At 64.4% G+C, this 16,279-nt stretch carries 20 protein-coding genes; 7 read left to right on the plus strand and 13 right to left on the minus strand.

Annotation, left to right across the window (positions count from 1 at the left end; translation table 11 throughout):
• Positions 1-254 precede the first annotated feature (254 nt).
• Positions 255-599 carry an H-NS histone family protein gene (locus tag BLQ28_RS02530; RefSeq protein WP_093236979.1) on the plus strand — a complete coding sequence of 115 codons (345 nt, stop codon included), beginning with the start codon at positions 255-257 and terminating at the stop codon, positions 597-599.
• Between the two features lie 84 nt (positions 600-683).
• On the opposite strand, the gene BLQ28_RS02535 is transcribed toward BLQ28_RS02530, so the two are convergent.
• Positions 684-1,670, minus strand: a complete 987-nt coding sequence (locus BLQ28_RS02535) for an NADPH:quinone oxidoreductase family protein (RefSeq protein ID WP_093236980.1) — start codon at positions 1,668-1,670, stop codon at positions 684-686.
• A gap of 128 nt (positions 1,671-1,798) precedes the next feature.
• On the opposite strand from BLQ28_RS02535, the gene surE reads away from it, so the two are divergent.
• The 5 genes from surE to rlmD all read left to right on the plus strand — a co-directional run bounded on the left by surE (position 1,799) and on the right by rlmD (position 6,788).
• Positions 1,799-2,557 (plus strand): 5'/3'-nucleotidase SurE, encoded by a 759-nt coding sequence (gene surE / locus BLQ28_RS02540; RefSeq protein ID WP_093236981.1) that lies wholly within the window; start codon positions 1,799-1,801, stop codon positions 2,555-2,557.
• 1 nt (position 2,558) lies between these two features.
• The gene (locus BLQ28_RS02545) at positions 2,559-3,332 is read left to right on the plus strand and encodes a protein-L-isoaspartate(D-aspartate) O-methyltransferase (protein ID WP_093236982.1); all 774 of its coding nucleotides are present in this window, start codon (positions 2,559-2,561) and stop codon (positions 3,330-3,332) included.
• 11 nt (positions 3,333-3,343) lie between these two features.
• Positions 3,344-4,246 (plus strand): peptidoglycan DD-metalloendopeptidase family protein, encoded by a 903-nt coding sequence (locus tag BLQ28_RS02550; protein ID WP_093236983.1) that lies wholly within the window; start codon positions 3,344-3,346, stop codon positions 4,244-4,246.
• Between the two features lie 4 nt (positions 4,247-4,250).
• Positions 4,251-5,288 carry a sigma-70 family RNA polymerase sigma factor gene (locus BLQ28_RS02555; protein ID WP_093236984.1) on the plus strand — a complete coding sequence of 346 codons (1,038 nt, stop codon included), beginning with the start codon at positions 4,251-4,253 and terminating at the stop codon, positions 5,286-5,288.
• Between the two features lie 63 nt (positions 5,289-5,351).
• Positions 5,352-6,788 (plus strand): 23S rRNA (uracil(1939)-C(5))-methyltransferase RlmD, encoded by a 1,437-nt coding sequence (gene rlmD / locus BLQ28_RS02560; protein WP_093236985.1) that lies wholly within the window; start codon positions 5,352-5,354, stop codon positions 6,786-6,788.
• Between the two features lie 48 nt (positions 6,789-6,836).
• Here the strand turns inward: rlmD and BLQ28_RS02565 are convergent, their stop codons facing one another.
• Positions 6,837-7,538, minus strand: a complete 702-nt coding sequence (locus BLQ28_RS02565) for a Bax inhibitor-1/YccA family protein (protein WP_093236986.1) — start codon at positions 7,536-7,538, stop codon at positions 6,837-6,839.
• A 163-nt stretch (positions 7,539-7,701) separates the two neighbouring features.
• Here BLQ28_RS02565 and BLQ28_RS02570 point away from each other — a divergent pair, with 163 nt between their 5' ends.
• Positions 7,702-8,109 carry a GlcG/HbpS family heme-binding protein gene (locus tag BLQ28_RS02570; RefSeq protein ID WP_093236987.1) on the plus strand — a complete coding sequence of 136 codons (408 nt, stop codon included), beginning with the start codon at positions 7,702-7,704 and terminating at the stop codon, positions 8,107-8,109.
• Positions 8,110-8,288: 179 nt separating this feature from the next.
• Here BLQ28_RS02570 and hemP read toward each other — a convergent pair whose 3' ends face one another.
• From hemP to BLQ28_RS02625, 11 genes are all read right to left on the minus strand, one after another.
• Complete coding sequence (gene hemP / locus BLQ28_RS02575) at positions 8,289-8,501, minus strand: hemin uptake protein HemP (protein ID WP_056520696.1); 213 nt, start codon at positions 8,499-8,501, stop codon at positions 8,289-8,291.
• Positions 8,502-8,594: 93 nt separating this feature from the next.
• Positions 8,595-9,008 carry an ExbD/TolR family protein gene (locus BLQ28_RS02580; RefSeq protein WP_093236988.1) on the minus strand — a complete coding sequence of 138 codons (414 nt, stop codon included), beginning with the start codon at positions 9,006-9,008 and terminating at the stop codon, positions 8,595-8,597.
• 5 nt (positions 9,009-9,013) lie between these two features.
• Positions 9,014-9,730: a MotA/TolQ/ExbB proton channel family protein gene (locus BLQ28_RS02585; RefSeq protein ID WP_093236989.1), complete on the minus strand. Its 717-nt coding sequence runs from the start codon at positions 9,728-9,730 to the stop codon at positions 9,014-9,016.
• A gap of 22 nt (positions 9,731-9,752) precedes the next feature.
• Positions 9,753-10,460 carry an energy transducer TonB gene (locus tag BLQ28_RS02590; RefSeq protein ID WP_093236990.1) on the minus strand — a complete coding sequence of 236 codons (708 nt, stop codon included), beginning with the start codon at positions 10,458-10,460 and terminating at the stop codon, positions 9,753-9,755.
• An 83-nt stretch (positions 10,461-10,543) separates the two neighbouring features.
• A complete protein-coding gene (locus tag BLQ28_RS02595) occupies positions 10,544-10,816 on the minus strand; it encodes a (2Fe-2S)-binding protein (protein ID WP_093236991.1) in 273 nt (90 codons plus the stop codon).
• Positions 10,817-10,930: 114 nt separating this feature from the next.
• Entirely contained in the window at positions 10,931-11,611 is a 681-nt protein-coding gene (locus BLQ28_RS02600) for a Fe2+-dependent dioxygenase (RefSeq protein ID WP_093236992.1), read from the minus strand.
• Between the two features lie 74 nt (positions 11,612-11,685).
• The gene (locus BLQ28_RS02605; RefSeq protein ID WP_093236993.1) at positions 11,686-13,053 is read right to left on the minus strand and encodes a sulfite reductase subunit alpha; all 1,368 of its coding nucleotides are present in this window, start codon (positions 13,051-13,053) and stop codon (positions 11,686-11,688) included.
• Positions 13,050-14,057: an FAD:protein FMN transferase gene (locus BLQ28_RS02610; RefSeq protein WP_176800994.1), complete on the minus strand. Its 1,008-nt coding sequence runs from the start codon at positions 14,055-14,057 to the stop codon at positions 13,050-13,052. The genes BLQ28_RS02605 and BLQ28_RS02610 overlap by 4 nt, the downstream gene beginning before the upstream one ends.
• 13 nt (positions 14,058-14,070) lie before the next feature.
• Positions 14,071-14,880 (minus strand): DUF4198 domain-containing protein, encoded by an 810-nt coding sequence (locus BLQ28_RS02615; RefSeq protein ID WP_093236994.1) that lies wholly within the window; start codon positions 14,878-14,880, stop codon positions 14,071-14,073.
• A gap of 55 nt (positions 14,881-14,935) precedes the next feature.
• Positions 14,936-15,436 (minus strand): DUF2271 domain-containing protein, encoded by a 501-nt coding sequence (locus BLQ28_RS02620; protein WP_176801027.1) that lies wholly within the window; start codon positions 15,434-15,436, stop codon positions 14,936-14,938.
• A gap of 64 nt (positions 15,437-15,500) precedes the next feature.
• Positions 15,501-16,145 carry a PepSY-associated TM helix domain-containing protein gene (locus tag BLQ28_RS02625; protein ID WP_093236996.1) on the minus strand — a complete coding sequence of 215 codons (645 nt, stop codon included), beginning with the start codon at positions 16,143-16,145 and terminating at the stop codon, positions 15,501-15,503.
• Positions 16,146-16,279 lie beyond the last annotated feature (134 nt).

Below are 16,279 nucleotides of genomic sequence, written 5' to 3' on the forward strand. Positions count from 1 at the left end.
CTATTGCTCAATAGCATTCAAAGGATTACACCGCCGGGCTTGTCCCGGCGTTGTCATTTCTGGCTACCGCTTCTCTGGCGGCGGGCTACACACTTCCCCCTCTTGACTGTATATAAGTGCCCAAAACGGTGCGCTTTACGTTGCGTGCTGTTGCATTAACCCAATGAACAGCCAATTTTTTCGCTCGGAGACGTGCTTGTGGCAAATGTAAATTGAATTAAAATCCGACCGTTTTCAATTTCTGGAGTCCAACAATGGCTTCGACCCTCGCAGATATCAATTCCCAGATCAAGAAGCACGACGAGCAGATCGCGCAATTGCGCAAGCAGGCTGAAGACCTGCGCAACCAGGAACGCGCGGGCGTGATTGAAGAGTTGCGCAAGAAGATTGCTGAATACGGTCTGACTGCTTCCGATCTGAAACTTGCAGGTCGCGTGGGTGCCGTCAAGCGCAGCGCAGGCGCCGCGCCGGCCAAGGCAGCGGCCAAATACCGCGGCCCGACGGGCGAAACCTGGTCGGGTGGCCGTGGCCGCAAGCCGCGTTGGGTGACCGAAGCATTGGCGGCTGGCAAGTCGCTTTCCGATTACGAGATCAAGTAAGTGCCTCGATCGGAACTGGGTATGTACCCAATAAAAAAGCCCGCATGAGCGGGCTTTTTTATTGGGCGCCGACGTGCGGCGCGCTCAGTTCACCATGACGAGTTTTCCTTTGACGCCGCGCGAGCCCATGTGGGCATACGCTGCTTTCAATTCCGCCATCGGCATCGTGCTGTCGATCACCGGCTTGATCTTTCCCTGACCGTACCACTGCGCCAATTCGGCCATCATCTGCGCATTGGCCTTGGGTTCGCGCTTGGCGAAATCGCCCCAGAACACGCCCACCAGCGACGCACCTTTTAGCAGCGTCAGATTCAATGGCAGTGACGGAATGGGGCCCGATGCAAAACCCACCACCAAATAACGGCCGCGCCAACCGATGGAGCGAAAAGCCGGTTCGGCGAAATCGCCGCCGACGGGGTCATAGATCACATCCGGGCCCTTGCCATCGGTAGCGGCCTTGATGGCGTCGCGAAAACCGTTGGGCAATGCATGCGTCGTGTAGTTGATGGTGGCGTCGGCGCCAATGGAACGGCAGAGCTCGCATTTCTCATCGGTGGACGCCGCCGCAATGACCTTGGCGCCGGCAGCCTTGGCGATCTGGATGGCTGCAGTGCCCACGCCGCCGGCCGCGCCGAGCACCAGCACGGTTTCTCCGGCCTTGAGCTGTGCGCGATCCATCAGTGCATGCCAGGAGGTTGCATAAATCATGATGAAAGCGGCTGCGTCAACGTGGCCGAAGCCTTCGGGCAGCGGCATGCACAACGCGGCGGGCGCGAGCGTGTGGGTGCCGAAACCACCGGTGCCCGACAGGCAGGCCACGTTCTGCCCGACCTTCAGGTGCGTGATGCCTTCACCGACGGCCTGCACCACGCCTGCATATTCCGATCCGGGTACGAAGGGCAGGGGCGGCTTCATCTGGTACTTGTTCTGCACGATCAGCAGATCGGGAAAGTTCAGGCTGGCCGCCTTGATTTCGATCAGCACCTGGCCTGGGCCCGGGGTGGGGGTCGGCAGTTCCTTCCAGGTCAGCGCGTCGACGCCAATGGGGTTTTCGCAAAGCCATGCGTGCATGCTCGGGTCTCCTTCGGATGGGTAATGTTGAGGCAATGACTGCGGGCGATGATAGGGGGCGCTGCAGGGTGCCCTTGTCCCTGCTGCGACGCACCCGACGCCTACAATCCGGTGCACCCAGAGGCACCATGAAGATACTTATTTCCAATGACGATGGCTTTCAGGCGCCCGGCATCGTCGCGCTGCATGACGCGCTCAAGGACATCGCCGATGTCGAGGTGGTCGCACCCGAGCACAACAACAGCGCCAAGTCGAACGCACTGACGCTGGCCGCTCCGCTCTACGTGCGCGAAGCGCACAACGGTTTTCGCTATGTGACCGGCACGCCGGCCGATTGCGTGCACATCGCGCTGAAAGGCCTGCTCGACTACAGGCCTGACCTGGTGGTCTCGGGCATCAACAACGGCGCCAACATGGGCGACGACACCATCTATTCAGGCACGGTCGGCGCAGCCATGGAAGCCTACCTGTTCGGCATTCCGGCCATCGCGTTCTCTCAAATAGAAAAGGGCTGGGCGCACGTGGATGCCGCGGCACAGGTGGCGCGGCGACTGGTGCAGCAGATCGAGCGCGAGCGCATGCTCGGCGGCGCGGCGTTCCTGCTCAACGTGAACGTGCCGAACCGGCCGTTCGACGAGTTGAAGCCTGTCAAGGTCTGCAGGCTCGGCCGTCGCCATGCGGCAGAAAAAGTGATCACCCAGGACAGCCCACGGGGCGAGACCATGTACTGGATCGCAGGCGCCGGCGGCGCCAAGGACAGCGGCGAAGGCACCGACTTCCATGCCACCGCGGCCGGCCATATCGCGCTGACGCCCTTGCAGATCGACCTGACCGACCACGCCAACCTGGGTCAATGGCGCGAGACGGTGGCCCGTCTCGGCAACTGACATGGCGACGCAACGGCCCAGTTTTCCGGTTCGCCTGACCCCCACTGCTTCGGCCGCCACGCGCGGGCGCGTGCCTGCCACGCTGGTCAAGCCCATGATGCCGTCCACGCCCTCGATGGCTTCCGACGCCGTGCGCGCGCGCATGGTGCAGAAGCTCGCGGCCCAGGGTATTTCCGATCCGCGCGTGCTGCGTGCGATGGGCGCGGTAGACCGGCATCGCTTCGTCGACAGCGCCCTGGTCAATCAGGCGTACGAAGACACGAGCCTGCCGATCGGCCTGGGGCAGACCATCTCGAAGCCCAGCGTCGTGGCTCGCATGATCGAGCTGCTGCTGGGCGCGCCCGCGCTGGCCGGGAAGCCGCAGGAGCGGCTGGGGCGGGTGCTTGAGATCGGCACCGGCTGCGGCTATCAGGCGGCCGTGTTGAACCAGGTGGCGACCGAGGTCTACAGCATCGAGCGGCTGCGCGGCCTGCATGAACGGGCCCGCGCCAATCTGAGGCATTTCCGGCTGACCACGGTGCACCTAATGCTGGGCGACGGCATGCTCGGCTATGCCAAGGGTGCACCCTATGCCGGCATCATTGCCGCTGCGGGCGGCGAGGCCGTGCCGGAGGCATGGGTCTCGCAACTTGCCGTAGGGGGGCGCATCGTGGCGCCGACCCATTCCGCGAATGGCGGACAAGCCCTTGTCGTCATCGACAAGACCCCTCGGGGACTGGAGCGGCTCATTCTTGAGGCGGTTCACTTTGTCCCCCTAAAATCAGGTATCGCTTGAAGGAATAACAAATGCAGGGTTTTGGCAATCGGAGTTGGTTCGCTGGCGTCACGTTGGCCGTTGTGCTCGTGATCGCGGGCTGCGCCGCACCGCGTGGGCCGGCACCAGTCGAAGACCGCGGCACCATGACGCGCGCACCAGGCGCAACCGTGCCCGGCGGTCCGCCCATCACCACCGACGCCAACGGCAAGCCGCTCGCCGGTATCGAGAACTACGGCAAGCCGGGCTACTACTCGGTGCGCCCAGGCGACTCGATCCGCCGCATCGGCAACGAGACGGGTCAACGCTGGCAAGACATCGTTCGCTGGAACAACATCGAGAACCCCGACCTGATCGAAGTCGGTCAGGTCTTGCGGGTCATTCCACCGACTGGCTCGGGAACGGCCGTCGCGGCAGCACCTTCGAGTTCCGATGGCGCAGTGACGAAGCCGGTGGCACCGCCACCCGCCATCGTGCCTTCCACGCCAGCCAGCGGTGCGAGCAAGCCTCCGGCCCCGGTGACCGCCTCTCCGGCGGGCCCCGGCAGCAGCGGCAATTCGGGTGACGAAGACCTCGGCTGGATCTGGCCCGCAAGCGGCTCGCTGATCGCGGGCTTCGACGAAGCCAAGAACAAGGGCTACGACATCAGCGGCAAGGCGGGTGACCCTGTGCTGGCCGCCGCCGATGGCCGCGTGGTCTATGCCGGTGCCGGCCTGCGCGGCTATGGCAACCTGATCATCCTCAAGCACAACAACACCTACCTCACGGCGTATGCGCACAACCAGACGCTGCTCGTGAAGGAAGACCAGTCGGTTCAGAAGGGCCAGAAGATCGCCGAAATGGGCAACAGCGATGCCGATCGCGTGAAGCTGCATTTCGAGATCCGCCGCCAGGGCAAGCCCGTCGATCCTTCGCGCTACCTGCCCAGCCGGTGATGCCATGGCTGCCTCCCGCCCCCGCCGCACGCTGCCCGTGCGCGGGTTGGTGGGCAGAGGTGGCCTCCCATCCTCTCCAGACAAGAAAGTCCAAGGCGAGGATGCGCTCCCTGTAGAAGGCATCGACGACCCGCTGGCCGCAAAGGCTGCGCTGGTCAACGGCGCGATGGCCGAGCTGATCGGTGGAGAGGGCGCCGACGCCCTGACGATCTACCTGCGCCAGGTCCGGCGCACCGAACTCTTCACACCCGACGAGGAATACCGGACGGCATGCGCCGCGCAAGCCGGTGATTTCGCCGCCCGGCAGTCGATGATCGAGCACAACCTCCGGCTCGTGGTCAACATTGCCAAGAGCTACCTGGGCCGCGGCGTGCCGCTCTCGGATCTCATCGAAGAGGGCAATCTCGGGCTGATGCACGCCATCACCAAGTTCGAGCCCGAGCGCGGTTTTCGGTTTTCCACGTATGCGACCTGGTGGATTCGGCAGTCCGTGGAGCGGGCAGTCATGACGCAGGCGCGTGCGATTCGCCTGCCGGTTCACGTGGTGCGCGAGTTGCAGCAGGTGCTGCGCGCTCGCCGCGTACTTGAAAGCGACGCAGAGTTTCTCGCCCACCGGCCCGACGGCGTGCGTGTCGAGGACATCGCCGCGCTGCTCGGCCGCGAGGTGCAGGCGGTGGCCGATCTGTTGGCCCTTTCCGAGGCCCCCCGTTCGCTGGATGCCGGCGATGCGCGTGGGGACGAAGGCTTCACGCTGGCCGACACCGTGGCGTCCGATGACGAGCAGGGCAATCCGACCGGCGTGACCCAGCTGCATGAGGTCGAGCGCCTGCTCGACCAGTGGATTCACGCCCTCGACGCACGCGAGCGCGAGGTGCTGGAGGGGCGCTACGGCCTGCACGACCGCGAGCCCGAAACGCTCGAAGTGCTCAGCGTTCGCCTGGGCCTCACGCGCGAGCGCGTCCGGCAGATCCAGAACGAGGCCTTGGCCAAAATGCGCCGCCAGCTGGCACGCTCGGGCATCGGCCGGGACGCGTTGTTCTAGCCGCGCCGGAGGTGTGAACCCTAGCGAGGCAAGGCCATCCGGCGGCGCTGAGACAATCGGGGGATGACGGAACCCATCGAAGAAAAGAAAACCCCCACGAATCCCGGCGACGAATGGCTGCAGGTCGAGTCGCTCGACCTCGACGCGCAAGGCGTTGCGCACAAAGCGGACGGCATGGTCGTCTTCATCGAGGGCGCTTTGCCTTTCGAGGAAGTGCAGTTCAACGTCCATCGCCGCAAGAACAACTGGGAGCAAGGCACGGTCACGACCATCCGGCGTGAATCGTCCCAACGCGTGCGCCCGGGCTGCCCGCATTTCGGCCTCCATACGGGCGCATGCGGCGGCTGCAAGATGCAGCACCTGGATCCGGCGGCACAGGTGGCCGTGAAGCAGCGTGCGCTGGAAGACAACCTGTGGCATCTGGGCAAGGTGCGCCCTGAGAACCTGCTGCGGCCGCTCGAGGGCCCGGCATGGCATTACCGCTACCGCGCGCGGCTGTCGGTGCGCCACGTGGTCAAGAAGGGCACGGTGCTGATCGGTTTTCACGAGCGCAAGAGCCGCTACCTTGCCGATATGCAGGTGTGCCCGGTTCTGCCGAAGCAGGTCAGCGAAATGCTGATGCCGCTGCGCGCGTTGATCGGCTCGATGGACGCACGCGAGACCTGCCCGCAGATCGAACTGGCCTGCGGCGACGCACCGGGCTCCACGGCGCTCGGCACGATCGCATTGGTGCTTCGGCACCTGGAGCCGCTGTCGCACGCGGACATCGATCGGCTGAAGGCTTTTGCAGCAAGCAATGAGGGCGTTCAGTGGTGGCTGCAGGCCAAGGGACCGGAAACGGTCAAGCTGCTGGAAGAGGGCGGCACGCCCCTGGCCTACCGGCTGCCTGAGTTCGGCGTCTCCATGCCCTTCAAGCCGACCGATTTCACGCAGGTCAATCCGCACATCAACCGGGCGCTGGTGGGCAAGGCGCTGCGCCTGCTGGACGTGCAGCCCGAAGAGCGGGTGATCGACTGGTTCTGCGGGCTCGGCAACTTCACGCTGCCTCTGGCGAGCAAGGCGCGCGAAGTGCTGGGTATCGAGGGCAGCGACACGCTGGTGGCGCGTGCGACCGACAACTTCAAGAAAAACCAACCGGCAACGACCGCTCGACGCGCGCTGTCGGCTACCAAGTTTGTAGCGCGCAACCTCTTCGAGATGACGCCGGCCATGCTGGTGGCGGATGGCAGTGCCGACAAATGGCTGGTCGACCCGCCGCGCGAAGGCGCTTTTGCGCTTGCCAAGGCCATGGCCGATCTTCATCAGCAGCCCGAGTTGCGCACGGATGGCTGGACGCCGCCGAAACGCATCGTGTACGTGAGCTGCAATCCGTCGACGCTGGCGCGCGATGCCGGGTTGCTGGTGCACCAGGCCGGCTACCGCTGTACCTTCGCGGGGGTGGTCAACATGTTCCCGCACACGGCGCATGTCGAGTCGATTGCGGTGTTCGAGCTGGAATGAAAAAAGGCCCCTCGGGGCCTTTTCTCTTGGTGGGTGAGGGCGGCGCGTTCAGTCGCGCTCGCCGCCGAAGATGCCCAACAGCGCCAGCAGGCTCTGGAAGACATTGAACAGGTCAAGGTAGAGCGCCAGCGTGGCGGTGATGTAGTTGGTTTCACCGCCATCCATGATCTGCTTCAGGTCATAGAGCATGTAGGCCGAGAAGATGCCGATGGCAGCCACCGAGATGACCAGCATGCCGGTGCTCGAGCCGACGAAGACGTTGATGATGGCGCCGAACATCAGCACCAGCGCACCGACGAACAGGAACTTGCCCATGCCCGACAGGTCGCGCTTGATGACGGTGGCGAGCGTGGCCATCACGAAGAACACGCCGGCAGTGCCGCCGAAGGCTGTCATGATGAGTTCGGAGCCATTCTTGAAGCCGAGCACCATCGCGATCAGGCGCGACAGCATCAGGCCCATGAAGAAGGTGAAGGCCAGCAGCACCGGCACGCCAGCGGCGGAATTCTTCGTCTTCTCGATGGCGAACATGAAGCCGAAGGCGCCGCCCAGGAAGACCATGAGTCCGAGCCCGCCGGTCAGCGAGCGCGTCATGCCGGTGCTGACGCCGACCCAGGCGCCCAGAACGGTGGGCAGCAGGCTCAGCGCCAGCAGCCAGTAGGTATTGCGCAGTACGCGTTGGCGCTCAGCCTGCGGCAGCGCCTGGCCGTAGCCGGTGGAAGTGTCGAGGATGGTGACGCGGTCGTTCATGGCCGGAGCTCCTATGGTTGCTGCTGAAGCAGTTGGGCGCATTCTAGGGGTCTGCAAGAGCAGAGTATCGGAAAGACCGCAGCAGGGGTGTTGCAGCGCGCTGCAGGCACCTCTGCCAGCATGGCCGTTATGCTGTCGGGTTTTTACGCAACCTGAGCTCACCATGAAGACCAAATCATTCCTCGAACTCGCCGACGTCAAGGCCATTGCCGCAGCGGCCGAAGCCGAGGCTCTCAAGAACAACTGGGCCGTGACCATTGCCATCTCGGACGATGCCGGCAACCTGCTGTGGCTGCAGCGCCTCGACGGCGCCGCGGCGCTTTCTTCGCACATCGCTCCCGCCAAGGCGCACACGGCGGCCATGGGTCGCCGTGAAAGCAAGGTCTATGAAGACATCATCAACGGCGGCCGCACGGCATTCCTGACGGCGCCTGCGGTGCAAGGGCTGCTCGAAGGCGGCGTGCCGATCGTGAAAGACGGCCACGTGATCGGCGCGGTCGGCGTGAGCGGCGTGAAGTCGAACGAAGACGCGCAGATCGCCAAGGCGGGCATCGCCGCTCTCGGCCTCTGAGCTTTACGGCACACAAAGCAAAACGCCGACCTGAAGGTCGGCGTTTTTTGTTTGGCGTTCAGCGTGAAAAAAAGCTTGGCTAGTCGGCGAACCGTTGGCTAGCAAAAAACGACCCTTCGGAGATAGATCTCCTTGAGTCGCCCCACGATGAAACTTGCGCGAGGGGCGGGCTGAATGACCTACTTGGTCAGGATCAGCTTGCCGAGTTTGGTGGCTTGAAGCCGATAGAGCGAACCGTTGTGCATGATGCCCACGGTCTTGCTTCCCTTGAGAAGCTCCGTGCTTTCAACCATCGGCGCCGGACGCGTTGCCTGGATGGACGCATGGCCGCCACCCGATTGGTCGAGCGAAGGATGGTTCAGGACAGAAAAGGCATTCGGTGTGGCTGGCATCTGGAGTTCCCTTATCGAAGCGATGAGTGAATGATAATGATTCTCAATAAAAAGTCAATCGACGCGATCAACTTTTTTTGATTGCAGTTCAAATCACTTCGCGTCGGGTTCCGTGATGAAGCCGATCTTGCGCACACCGGCTTCACGGGCTTCAGACATGGCCTTGGCCACGCGCTCGTAACGCACCGCCTTGTCGCCGCGGATGTGCAGCTCGGGCTGTGGTTCCTTGGCGGCTTCGGCAGCGAGCCGGCCCGGCAATTCGCTGTCGTCGATCTTCTGTTCGTTCCAGTAGTAGGTGCCGTCAGCCGTGACGCTGAACAGGATGTTCTGCGGCTTCGGCTGCTCCGGCTCGCTGGTAGCGCGCGGCAGGTCGATGTTGACCGCGTGCTTCATCACCGGCACGGTGATGATGAAGATGATCAGGAGCACCAGCATGACGTCGACCAGCGGCGTCATGTTGATCTCGTTCATCACCTCATCGGGTTCGTCTTGCGTTCCGAAAGCCATGATGCTCAGCCCTTCTTGAGCGGAACCACGACGGCCTCGCCGCTGCCGCTTTGGACGCGGGCGCCGGTCACGAAGTAGGCGTGCAGGTCATGCGCGAAGCTGTTGAGCTTGGTCAGCACGAACTTGTTGCCGCGAACCAGGGCGTTGTAGCCCAGCACTGCGGGAATGGCCACCGCCAGACCCAGTGCCGTCATGATCAGCGCTTCGCCGATCGGGCCCGCCACCTTGTCGATGGTGGCCTGGCCGGCCGAACCGATGCTCATGAGCGCGTGGTAGATGCCCCAGACCGTGCCGAACAGGCCGATGAAGGGGGCGGTCGAGCCGACCGACGCCAGGATCGCGAGCCCGGTCTGCAGGCGTGCGGTGAACGCGTCGATGCCGTTGCGCAGCGAGCGCGTGATCCAGTCGCTCACGTCGAGCGCATCGTGCAGATGGGCCTTGGTGTTGCGGTGATGTGCGGCGGCTTCGCGGCCTTCGAGTGCCAGGGCGCGGAAGGGGTTGCTGTCGTCCTTGCCGAGCTTGTTGAGCGCGGTGGCGAAGTCTTCGCTGTGCCAGAAATCCTGCGAGTGCTTCGCAAGGCGCTTGTACTTGATGACGTCGAGGGCCTTGATGATGATCACGATCCACGAAGCGAGCGACATGCCGATCAACAGCACCGCAACGGCCTTGGTGACGAAGTCGCCCTGATTCCAGACGTTCATCAAGCCAAATTGGGAATCCATACGAAGTTGCTCCAGAGAAAAATTAGTTCAGAACGTAGTTGACGGGGGCGTCATAGGACATGGCCTGGACCACACCGTTGACCTTGCCGGGCACGAACCGGCATTTCATGATGTATTCCACCGCCGCCTCGTCGAGGCGGTCGAAGCCGCTGGACTTCTTGACCTCGGCGCTCTTGGGAAGTCCGTCGGCGCCAACGAGTACTCGAACGATTACCTTGCCCTGTTCACCGAGCCGCTTGCTCATGGCGGGATAGGGCGCCTTGGGGGTTTGCAGATAGTCGGCGTTGCTCGATGGCAACTGGACAGCAGGGGGCGCGGGCGGCGCCGGTGGGGGCGCCGGAGGCGCTGGCGGAGCGGGTGGTGCCGGTGGCGTCGCCGGAGGTGGTGGCTCCGTCGTGCCGACCGGCGCCTGGGGCGCCGGCGTGGGTTTGGGCTCGCGAATGGCCTGGGGCCGTGGGGGGGGCGGCGCCTTGCTGACCTTGGGCTGGGGCGGCGGAGGTGGTGGGGGCGGATCGACCTTGGGCTTTGGCGGCTCGACGAACTGGCTCAGTATTTCGACTGGAATCACCACTTCGGCGGCGCGGCGCAGCAATCCGCTCTGTAACGCCCAGAGCGCGGCTGCGTGAAAAAGAATGACGCTGCCGGCAATGACAGCATTGCGCGAGAGGCCCAGAACGGAGGGAGGGGGGGCAAAGCGGTCAGACACGATCAACCATTCGAGTGCGGGCACGACGGAACGTACCCCGATTGCAGCAAAACCGCTACGACAACGTTACTTGCGAAAAATCCACCAGACCGACCCTGCGACCAGGATCAGGCTGCCGCCGAGTGCCGAGACGAGTTCCATGCCTTGCTTTCCTTGATGGAGTTGGCAAGCTGGATCGCTCTCGGCCCCGATTCGCAATGCAGCGCGGCGACCGGGTGCGAAGCGCTGCACTGCGCGACGATATCGCGCGCACAACCTTCACACTGTCCACACTGGGTGGCCACGCCAAGTTCGAATTGGACTTCGTCGAAAGTCATGCCGGCGCGCACGTGGCGTGCGATTTCACGGTCGGAGACTCGGCGGCAGACGCAAACGATCATGGCTGTGAAAGCGGCAGTTGGCTGGCTGTTGGATGTGGCTCATTATAAATAAGAATTCATCGCATTTGCAATAACTATGGTGTTACCGATCTATTCCAGCGCCGAAGCCGCTGGCTAGACCTCGGACCAGAGTCGCAACAAATTGTGATAGTGCCCCGTCAGCGCCACGGTTTCGTCGCATTCGCCCAGTCGGCCGCGCAGCTTCTGGATGTTCTGGTCGAGCTCGAACAGCATGCTGCGCTGCTGGTCGTTGCGCACCATGCTCTGCAGCCAGAAGAACGAGCAGACGCGTGCCCCGCGGGTCACCGGATGGACGCGATGCAAGCTGCTGGCCGGATACAGAATGAGGTCGCCAGCCGGAAGCTTCACTTCGTGCGATCCGTAGGTGTCGATCACCTCCAGTTCGCCGCCTTCATAGTCGTCCGGATCGCACAGGAACAGCGTGCAAGACAGGTCGGTTCTCAGTTGCTGGCCGCTTCCAGGCAGCGAGCGCACCGCGCCGTCGACGTGAACACCGTAGTGTTCGCCCCCCTCGTAGCGATTGAACAGCGGCGGAACAAAGCGCGAGGGCAGCGCTGCCGAGAAAAACAGCGCATGTTGGGCGAGCGCGGCAAGCACCATGTCGCCCAGTTTGCGTCCGACAGCCGAGTGCTCCGGCAACTGGCGGTTGCGCTTGACCTGCGCGCCCTGGTCGCCGACGGTTTCCCGTCCATCGATCCAGTTCGTGGCATCGAGCGCCGCGCGCATGTCGCGCACCTGGGTGGAATTCAGCACGTCAGGCACATGCAGCATCATTTTTCAGGGACTCCGCAAAGAGAAAAGCGCCGGCGCAGGCCGGGTTTCAAGTGTCGCACCGCGTGGGGCCGTGCTCAGTAAACGTCGCGGCGATAGCGCCCGCTCGCCAGCATCTCGACGAGAAGCGTTTCGCCGGCGACTTGGCGCAATGCCGAATCCACACCTGACGCCATGCCCTGCAGGCTTCCACAGACGTAGACCGCCGCGCCGTTGTGCAGCCATTCGAGCAGGGTGTCGGCCGATTGCAGCAGCCGGTGCTGGACGTAGAAGCGTTCTGGCTGGTCGCGCGAGAACACCATGTCGAGCCTTTGCAGCACGCCGTGGGTCTGCCAGGCCTCGATTTCTTCGCGGTACAGGAAATCGTGCGCCGCCTGGCGTTCACCGAATACCAGCCAGTTGTCGTGCCTGCCGGCGCTGGCGCGGGCACGCAGATGGGCGCGCAGGCCGGCCAGCCCGGTGCCGTTGCCAATGAGGATCAGCGGGCGTGTTTCGTTGCCGTCGAGACGAAAACCACGGTGCGGCCGCACTCGCAACGCCACGCTGTCGCCGACCGCGAGGGTCGAGGTGAGCAGGCCCGATGCGCCGCCCAGCGTGCCGTCGGGATGCTGCGCCTGCCGGACCAGCAATTGCAGCTCGCCGTCGGCGTGCAGCGACGAAATTGAATAGTCGCGCGGATGCGCCGGGTCGCTTGCAACGGCGATCTGCGCCAGGTCGCCGGACACCCAGTGCGGCATCGCGCCGGCCACGGGCACCAACCCCAGATGAAAGACCGGGGCGCCAGCGCTTCCGGGGTTGAGCAGTTCGCGCGTGGCAAGCCGCCACTGCGCGAACGCCGTTGCCGGATCTTCCGCGCCGGGCTCGGCGTCCGCACTGTCGCTCCACCGGGCCAGCCATTCGGCCAGCGCGCCCGGGTCGCTGTTGTCGACCTCGATGCGCCCGAACTCACGGGCGGCACCGGCGGCCAGCAGCCATTCGTCCAGCGTGCGGCCGAAGCCGCAGAAGTTGGCGTATTGGCGATCGCCAAGCGCCAGCACGGTGTAGCGCAGCGACGTCAGCGACAGCGGCGACCCCATCACGCGTTCGGCGAACACGCTGGCGCCGTCAGGCGCATCGCCCTCGCCGTAGGTGCTTGCCACGAAGAGGGCGCGACGCACTGTCCCCAAGGTCTTGGCATCGAGCGCGTTCAGTTCCATCACCTGCGCTGGCGTGCCGGCAGCACGCAGCCATCGCGCGGTTTGCCAGGCGATGGCTTCGGCTTGGCCTGTCTGGCTGGCGAACAGCACAAGGGTAGGGGGCTCGTTGCCAGTGCCCGAGAGCGCTGCCGCATCGCGCGCGGCAACTGCCTTTTGCCTTCGCGCGCGAAGGTAGATCGCCGCGCACAGCGCCGCATAGGCCGCCACGGTGGAACCCGCGCCGAGCGCGCGCCACGCAGCCTCGCTCATGCCTCGGTCTGTTCGCGCCAGGCGCGTGTGGTTCTTGCCATGGACGAAGGCTCGTCGTGACTCACGAAGAGCGCGGCGATATCGTGCCGCTCTGCAAAGTCGAGGCCTTCGTCCGGCCCCAGCACGGTCAGCACGGTGGCCAGGGCGTCGGCCTGCATGCACTCGGCGTGCAACACGGTGACACTGGCCAGCGCGTGGGTCGTTGGCTCGCCGGTGCGTGGATCGATGGTGTGCGACCAGCGACGCCCTTCGCTGGCCCGCTGATGCCAACGATCCCCTGAGGTGGCAACCGCCATGTCGGTGAGCGCGATGCGTCGTGCGGTTGCCGGTTCGCTGTCGATTTGCACCTGCCACGGCTGTCCACCGGGTCGTCGGCCGATGCCTCGCAGTTCACCCCCGACTTCAAACAGAAGATCGGCAAGGCCGAGCGCGCGTAGGGCCTCGACACCGTGATCAACCGCAAAGCCTTTGGCAATACCCGAGAGGTCAATCGCGATGCCGCCCGGTTGCAACAGCGAGCCTTCCGCCGCATCGAAAGCCAGCCGTTGCCATCCGGTCCGCGCACGAGCATCGGCGATGGTGTCCGCCGCAGGAACGCCGCCGTCTTGTGCTTCTGGGCCGAAGCCCCAGCAGGCGACCAGCGGGCCGACCGTCGGATCGATCGCGCCATCGCTGGCCTCCGCCCACCGAAGGGCGCAAGCCATGACTTCGGCGAACTCTGGCGGCAAGACGTGGCGCGATCCGGTGGGTGCGCGGTTGAAGTGGCCGATGTCCGAATCCACCTCCCAGTGACTCATCTGCGCGACCACGCGGCCAAGCGCGGTGTCGACCGCTGCGCGCACCTGCGCGAGCGGCAACATCCGGGGGTTGTCGAAGCGCAACGACCAGGTGGTGCCCATGGTCCGCCCGCCCAACTGTTGCAGGCTGGCGGGATCGGCGCGACGCGGGACGGCGGCGTTGGCGTAACCGCCGGCGCGCCAAGTGGTGCTGAACGAAAGGCCCAAGGCAGGTGCCGTGTCAGGGCATCACTTCAAGGGTGGCCGCGTAGCTCAGGCGGCGCTCCTTGGCTTGCGGCAACGTGGTCTTGTTGTCCTTGGTGGTGGCTTCGAGCCAGTACATGCCGGCCGTTGGCCAGGTGACGCTGAACTGGCCCTTGTCGTCGGTCTTGAGCGTGACCTCTTCGAGCTTGTCGCGGTACTGCGTGTTGCCGGCCGTCACGGTCACTTCGAGGCCCTTGGCGGGCTGGCCGTCGAGGTGGAGCGCGAAGGTGGCCTTCTCGCCCTTGACCAGGTCGGTCGGGCTGCCGGTGGCAATCAGCTCGAGGCCCTGGCCGATGGGCTTGAGCGTCGAGGGCTTGCCAACGGTCACGAAGGTCTCGATGCGGCCGGACGATTGCGTGATCGTGAGTTCCTGTGCGTCGGCCGGGATCTCCTTGGAGAGGGTTTCCGGGGTGCCGCGCGCACGCTTGTTCTGGCCCGTGGCCTTGTCCTTCCAGCTTGCGAACGCACCGCCGTTGACCACCGCGACGCGGTAGGTGCCCGACTGCGCGACGTTCACGTCGAACACGTTGCGGAACTTGAGCTTGGCTTCGGTCTCGGGCCTGACCGCGCTGCCGTCGGGCGCCGTGATCTGCAGGCCGTCGAGCCGCAGCGGCGCATGGTTGGCGACGAACAGGTCGTTCGACACAGCCGCATCGACCGTGACCGTGTCGGCCTTGGAGAACACGGTGGAAGAGGGCAGCAGCCAGGCGTTGTGTGCCTGGGCGATGGAAGCGATGGCGGACAGGGCAACGGCGAAGCTGGCGGCGCGCAGGGTGAATCGGGTCATGGGAAGTCCTTGGGGTGACGGGCTGTCGATGAAGAGCGAAGCGGTTCGGTGTCGGTCAGGGCTTGAGTTCGAGCTTGATCTCGCCAAGCTCTTCCTTGCCGGAGGCGCTCGGCTGCGCAGCCGCTGTGGGAGGCCACTGGAAGGGGATGCTCACGACTTCGCGACCGCCGACTTCGCGCGCGGCCTCGACCACCAGCTTGTACGCGCCGGGCGCCAGCTTGGGCATGGCGCCCGTGCCTTCGGTGAAGCTCAACTGGTGCTTGCCGGCCGGCTTGGTCGCGCCGGTCACGCCATCGACCGGCACCGCGAGTTCACGGCCGCCGCGGCGCCACCATTGGCGCATGTCCTTGAGCCACTTGGTGCCTTCGCCCTCGGGGTTGTTGGTCTTGGTGCGCACGTCGTACCAGACGGCCAGCGTGCCGGCCACGGTGTTGTCGGCGCGCTCGATCCAGGTTGCCACATAGGGGCGGTGGTACTCGGAGACGTTCAGCCGGGGGATCTCGATGTTGACCGCAAGGCCCGCCGCAAAAGCAGGGGCGGCGAACAGTGCCGACATGGCAATCGGCGCGAGTGAATAGCGAACGTGCACTTGAAACCTCTTTCCTGAATCGATCGGTCAATCAATGAATGAACAACAGCGCGAGCAGCACCGGCACGACGAGTCCCATGCCGACCATCGGCCACGTGAAGGGCCGGTTGCCCGCGTGCATCTTGAGAATGAACAGGCCGGTGATCGAGAAGACCAGCGCGGCGCCCGCGAAGATGTCGATGAACCAGCTCCAGGCCGTGCCGGTGTTGCGGCCCTTGTGCAGGTCGTTGAAATAGGAGAGCCAGCCGCGGTCGGTGCGCTCGTACTCGATCTCGCCGTCAGCCAGGTTCAGGCGCAGCCAGGCGTCGCCGCCGGGGCGGGGGAGCGAGAGATAGATTTCGTCGTCCGACCATTCAGCTTGCCGGCCGGCGGTGTCGACGTCCCAGTTCTTCTGCACCCAGTGCTGGAGTTCGGTGGGCAAGGGAGCCTTGCCTTTCTGGGCCTTGGCGGCTGGCAACTGTTTTTCGAGTTGCGCGCGAAGGGATTCGTCCACCGAGCCATTCAACTTCGTGATGGCCGGCCTGGCTTCGATCTGGGCCGAGTGATTCAGCGTGAAGCCGGTGACGCTGAACAGGATCATGCCGATCAGGCAGATCGCGGAACTCACCCAGTGCCATTCGTGCAGGGTCTTGAGCCAGTAGGCACGTCGGCGGTTATCGGGGCGGGCAGCGGTCATCGAAGGCGCGGATTGTATCTGCGCAGATGAGAATGACTGCTATTTGATCTGAATGAAGTTACGTAAAGCAATAAAAAACGGGACCGAAGTCCCGTTTGTCGTTTCGCCAGTAACTGGCGCGCCGGCCAGAGCCG

Origin of the sequence: Variovorax sp. EL159 (assembly GCF_900100965.1) — a bacterium.
Taxonomy (GTDB): domain Bacteria; phylum Pseudomonadota; class Gammaproteobacteria; order Burkholderiales; family Burkholderiaceae_C; genus Variovorax.

Excerpts from the sequence above, each read along its gene's own strand:
- BLQ28_RS02530 (WP_093236979.1), top strand. The coding sequence starts at position 255 with ATGGCTTCGACCCTCGCAGATATCAATTCCCAGATCAAGAAGCACGAC.
- BLQ28_RS02535 (WP_093236980.1), bottom strand. The coding sequence starts at position 1,670 with ATGCACGCATGGCTTTGCGAAAACCCCATTGGCGTCGACGCGCTGACC.
- surE (WP_093236981.1), top strand. The coding sequence starts at position 1,799 with ATGAAGATACTTATTTCCAATGACGATGGCTTTCAGGCGCCCGGCATC.
- BLQ28_RS02545 (WP_093236982.1), top strand. The coding sequence starts at position 2,559 with ATGGCGACGCAACGGCCCAGTTTTCCGGTTCGCCTGACCCCCACTGCT.
- BLQ28_RS02550 (WP_093236983.1), top strand. The coding sequence starts at position 3,344 with ATGCAGGGTTTTGGCAATCGGAGTTGGTTCGCTGGCGTCACGTTGGCC.
- BLQ28_RS02555 (WP_093236984.1), top strand. The coding sequence starts at position 4,251 with ATGGCTGCCTCCCGCCCCCGCCGCACGCTGCCCGTGCGCGGGTTGGTG.
- rlmD (WP_093236985.1), top strand. The coding sequence starts at position 5,352 with ATGACGGAACCCATCGAAGAAAAGAAAACCCCCACGAATCCCGGCGAC.
- BLQ28_RS02565 (WP_093236986.1), bottom strand. The coding sequence starts at position 7,538 with ATGAACGACCGCGTCACCATCCTCGACACTTCCACCGGCTACGGCCAG.
- BLQ28_RS02570 (WP_093236987.1), top strand. The coding sequence starts at position 7,702 with ATGAAGACCAAATCATTCCTCGAACTCGCCGACGTCAAGGCCATTGCC.
- hemP (WP_056520696.1), bottom strand. The coding sequence starts at position 8,501 with ATGCCAGCCACACCGAATGCCTTTTCTGTCCTGAACCATCCTTCGCTC.
- BLQ28_RS02580 (WP_093236988.1), bottom strand. The coding sequence starts at position 9,008 with ATGGCTTTCGGAACGCAAGACGAACCCGATGAGGTGATGAACGAGATC.
- BLQ28_RS02585 (WP_093236989.1), bottom strand. The coding sequence starts at position 9,730 with ATGGATTCCCAATTTGGCTTGATGAACGTCTGGAATCAGGGCGACTTC.
- BLQ28_RS02595 (WP_093236991.1), bottom strand. The coding sequence starts at position 10,816 with ATGATCGTTTGCGTCTGCCGCCGAGTCTCCGACCGTGAAATCGCACGC.
- BLQ28_RS02600 (WP_093236992.1), bottom strand. The coding sequence starts at position 11,611 with ATGATGCTGCATGTGCCTGACGTGCTGAATTCCACCCAGGTGCGCGAC.
- BLQ28_RS02605 (WP_093236993.1), bottom strand. The coding sequence starts at position 13,053 with ATGAGCGAGGCTGCGTGGCGCGCGCTCGGCGCGGGTTCCACCGTGGCG.
- BLQ28_RS02615 (WP_093236994.1), bottom strand. The coding sequence starts at position 14,880 with ATGACCCGATTCACCCTGCGCGCCGCCAGCTTCGCCGTTGCCCTGTCC.
- BLQ28_RS02620 (WP_176801027.1), bottom strand. The coding sequence starts at position 15,436 with ATGTCGGCACTGTTCGCCGCCCCTGCTTTTGCGGCGGGCCTTGCGGTC.
- BLQ28_RS02625 (WP_093236996.1), bottom strand. The coding sequence starts at position 16,145 with ATGACCGCTGCCCGCCCCGATAACCGCCGACGTGCCTACTGGCTCAAG.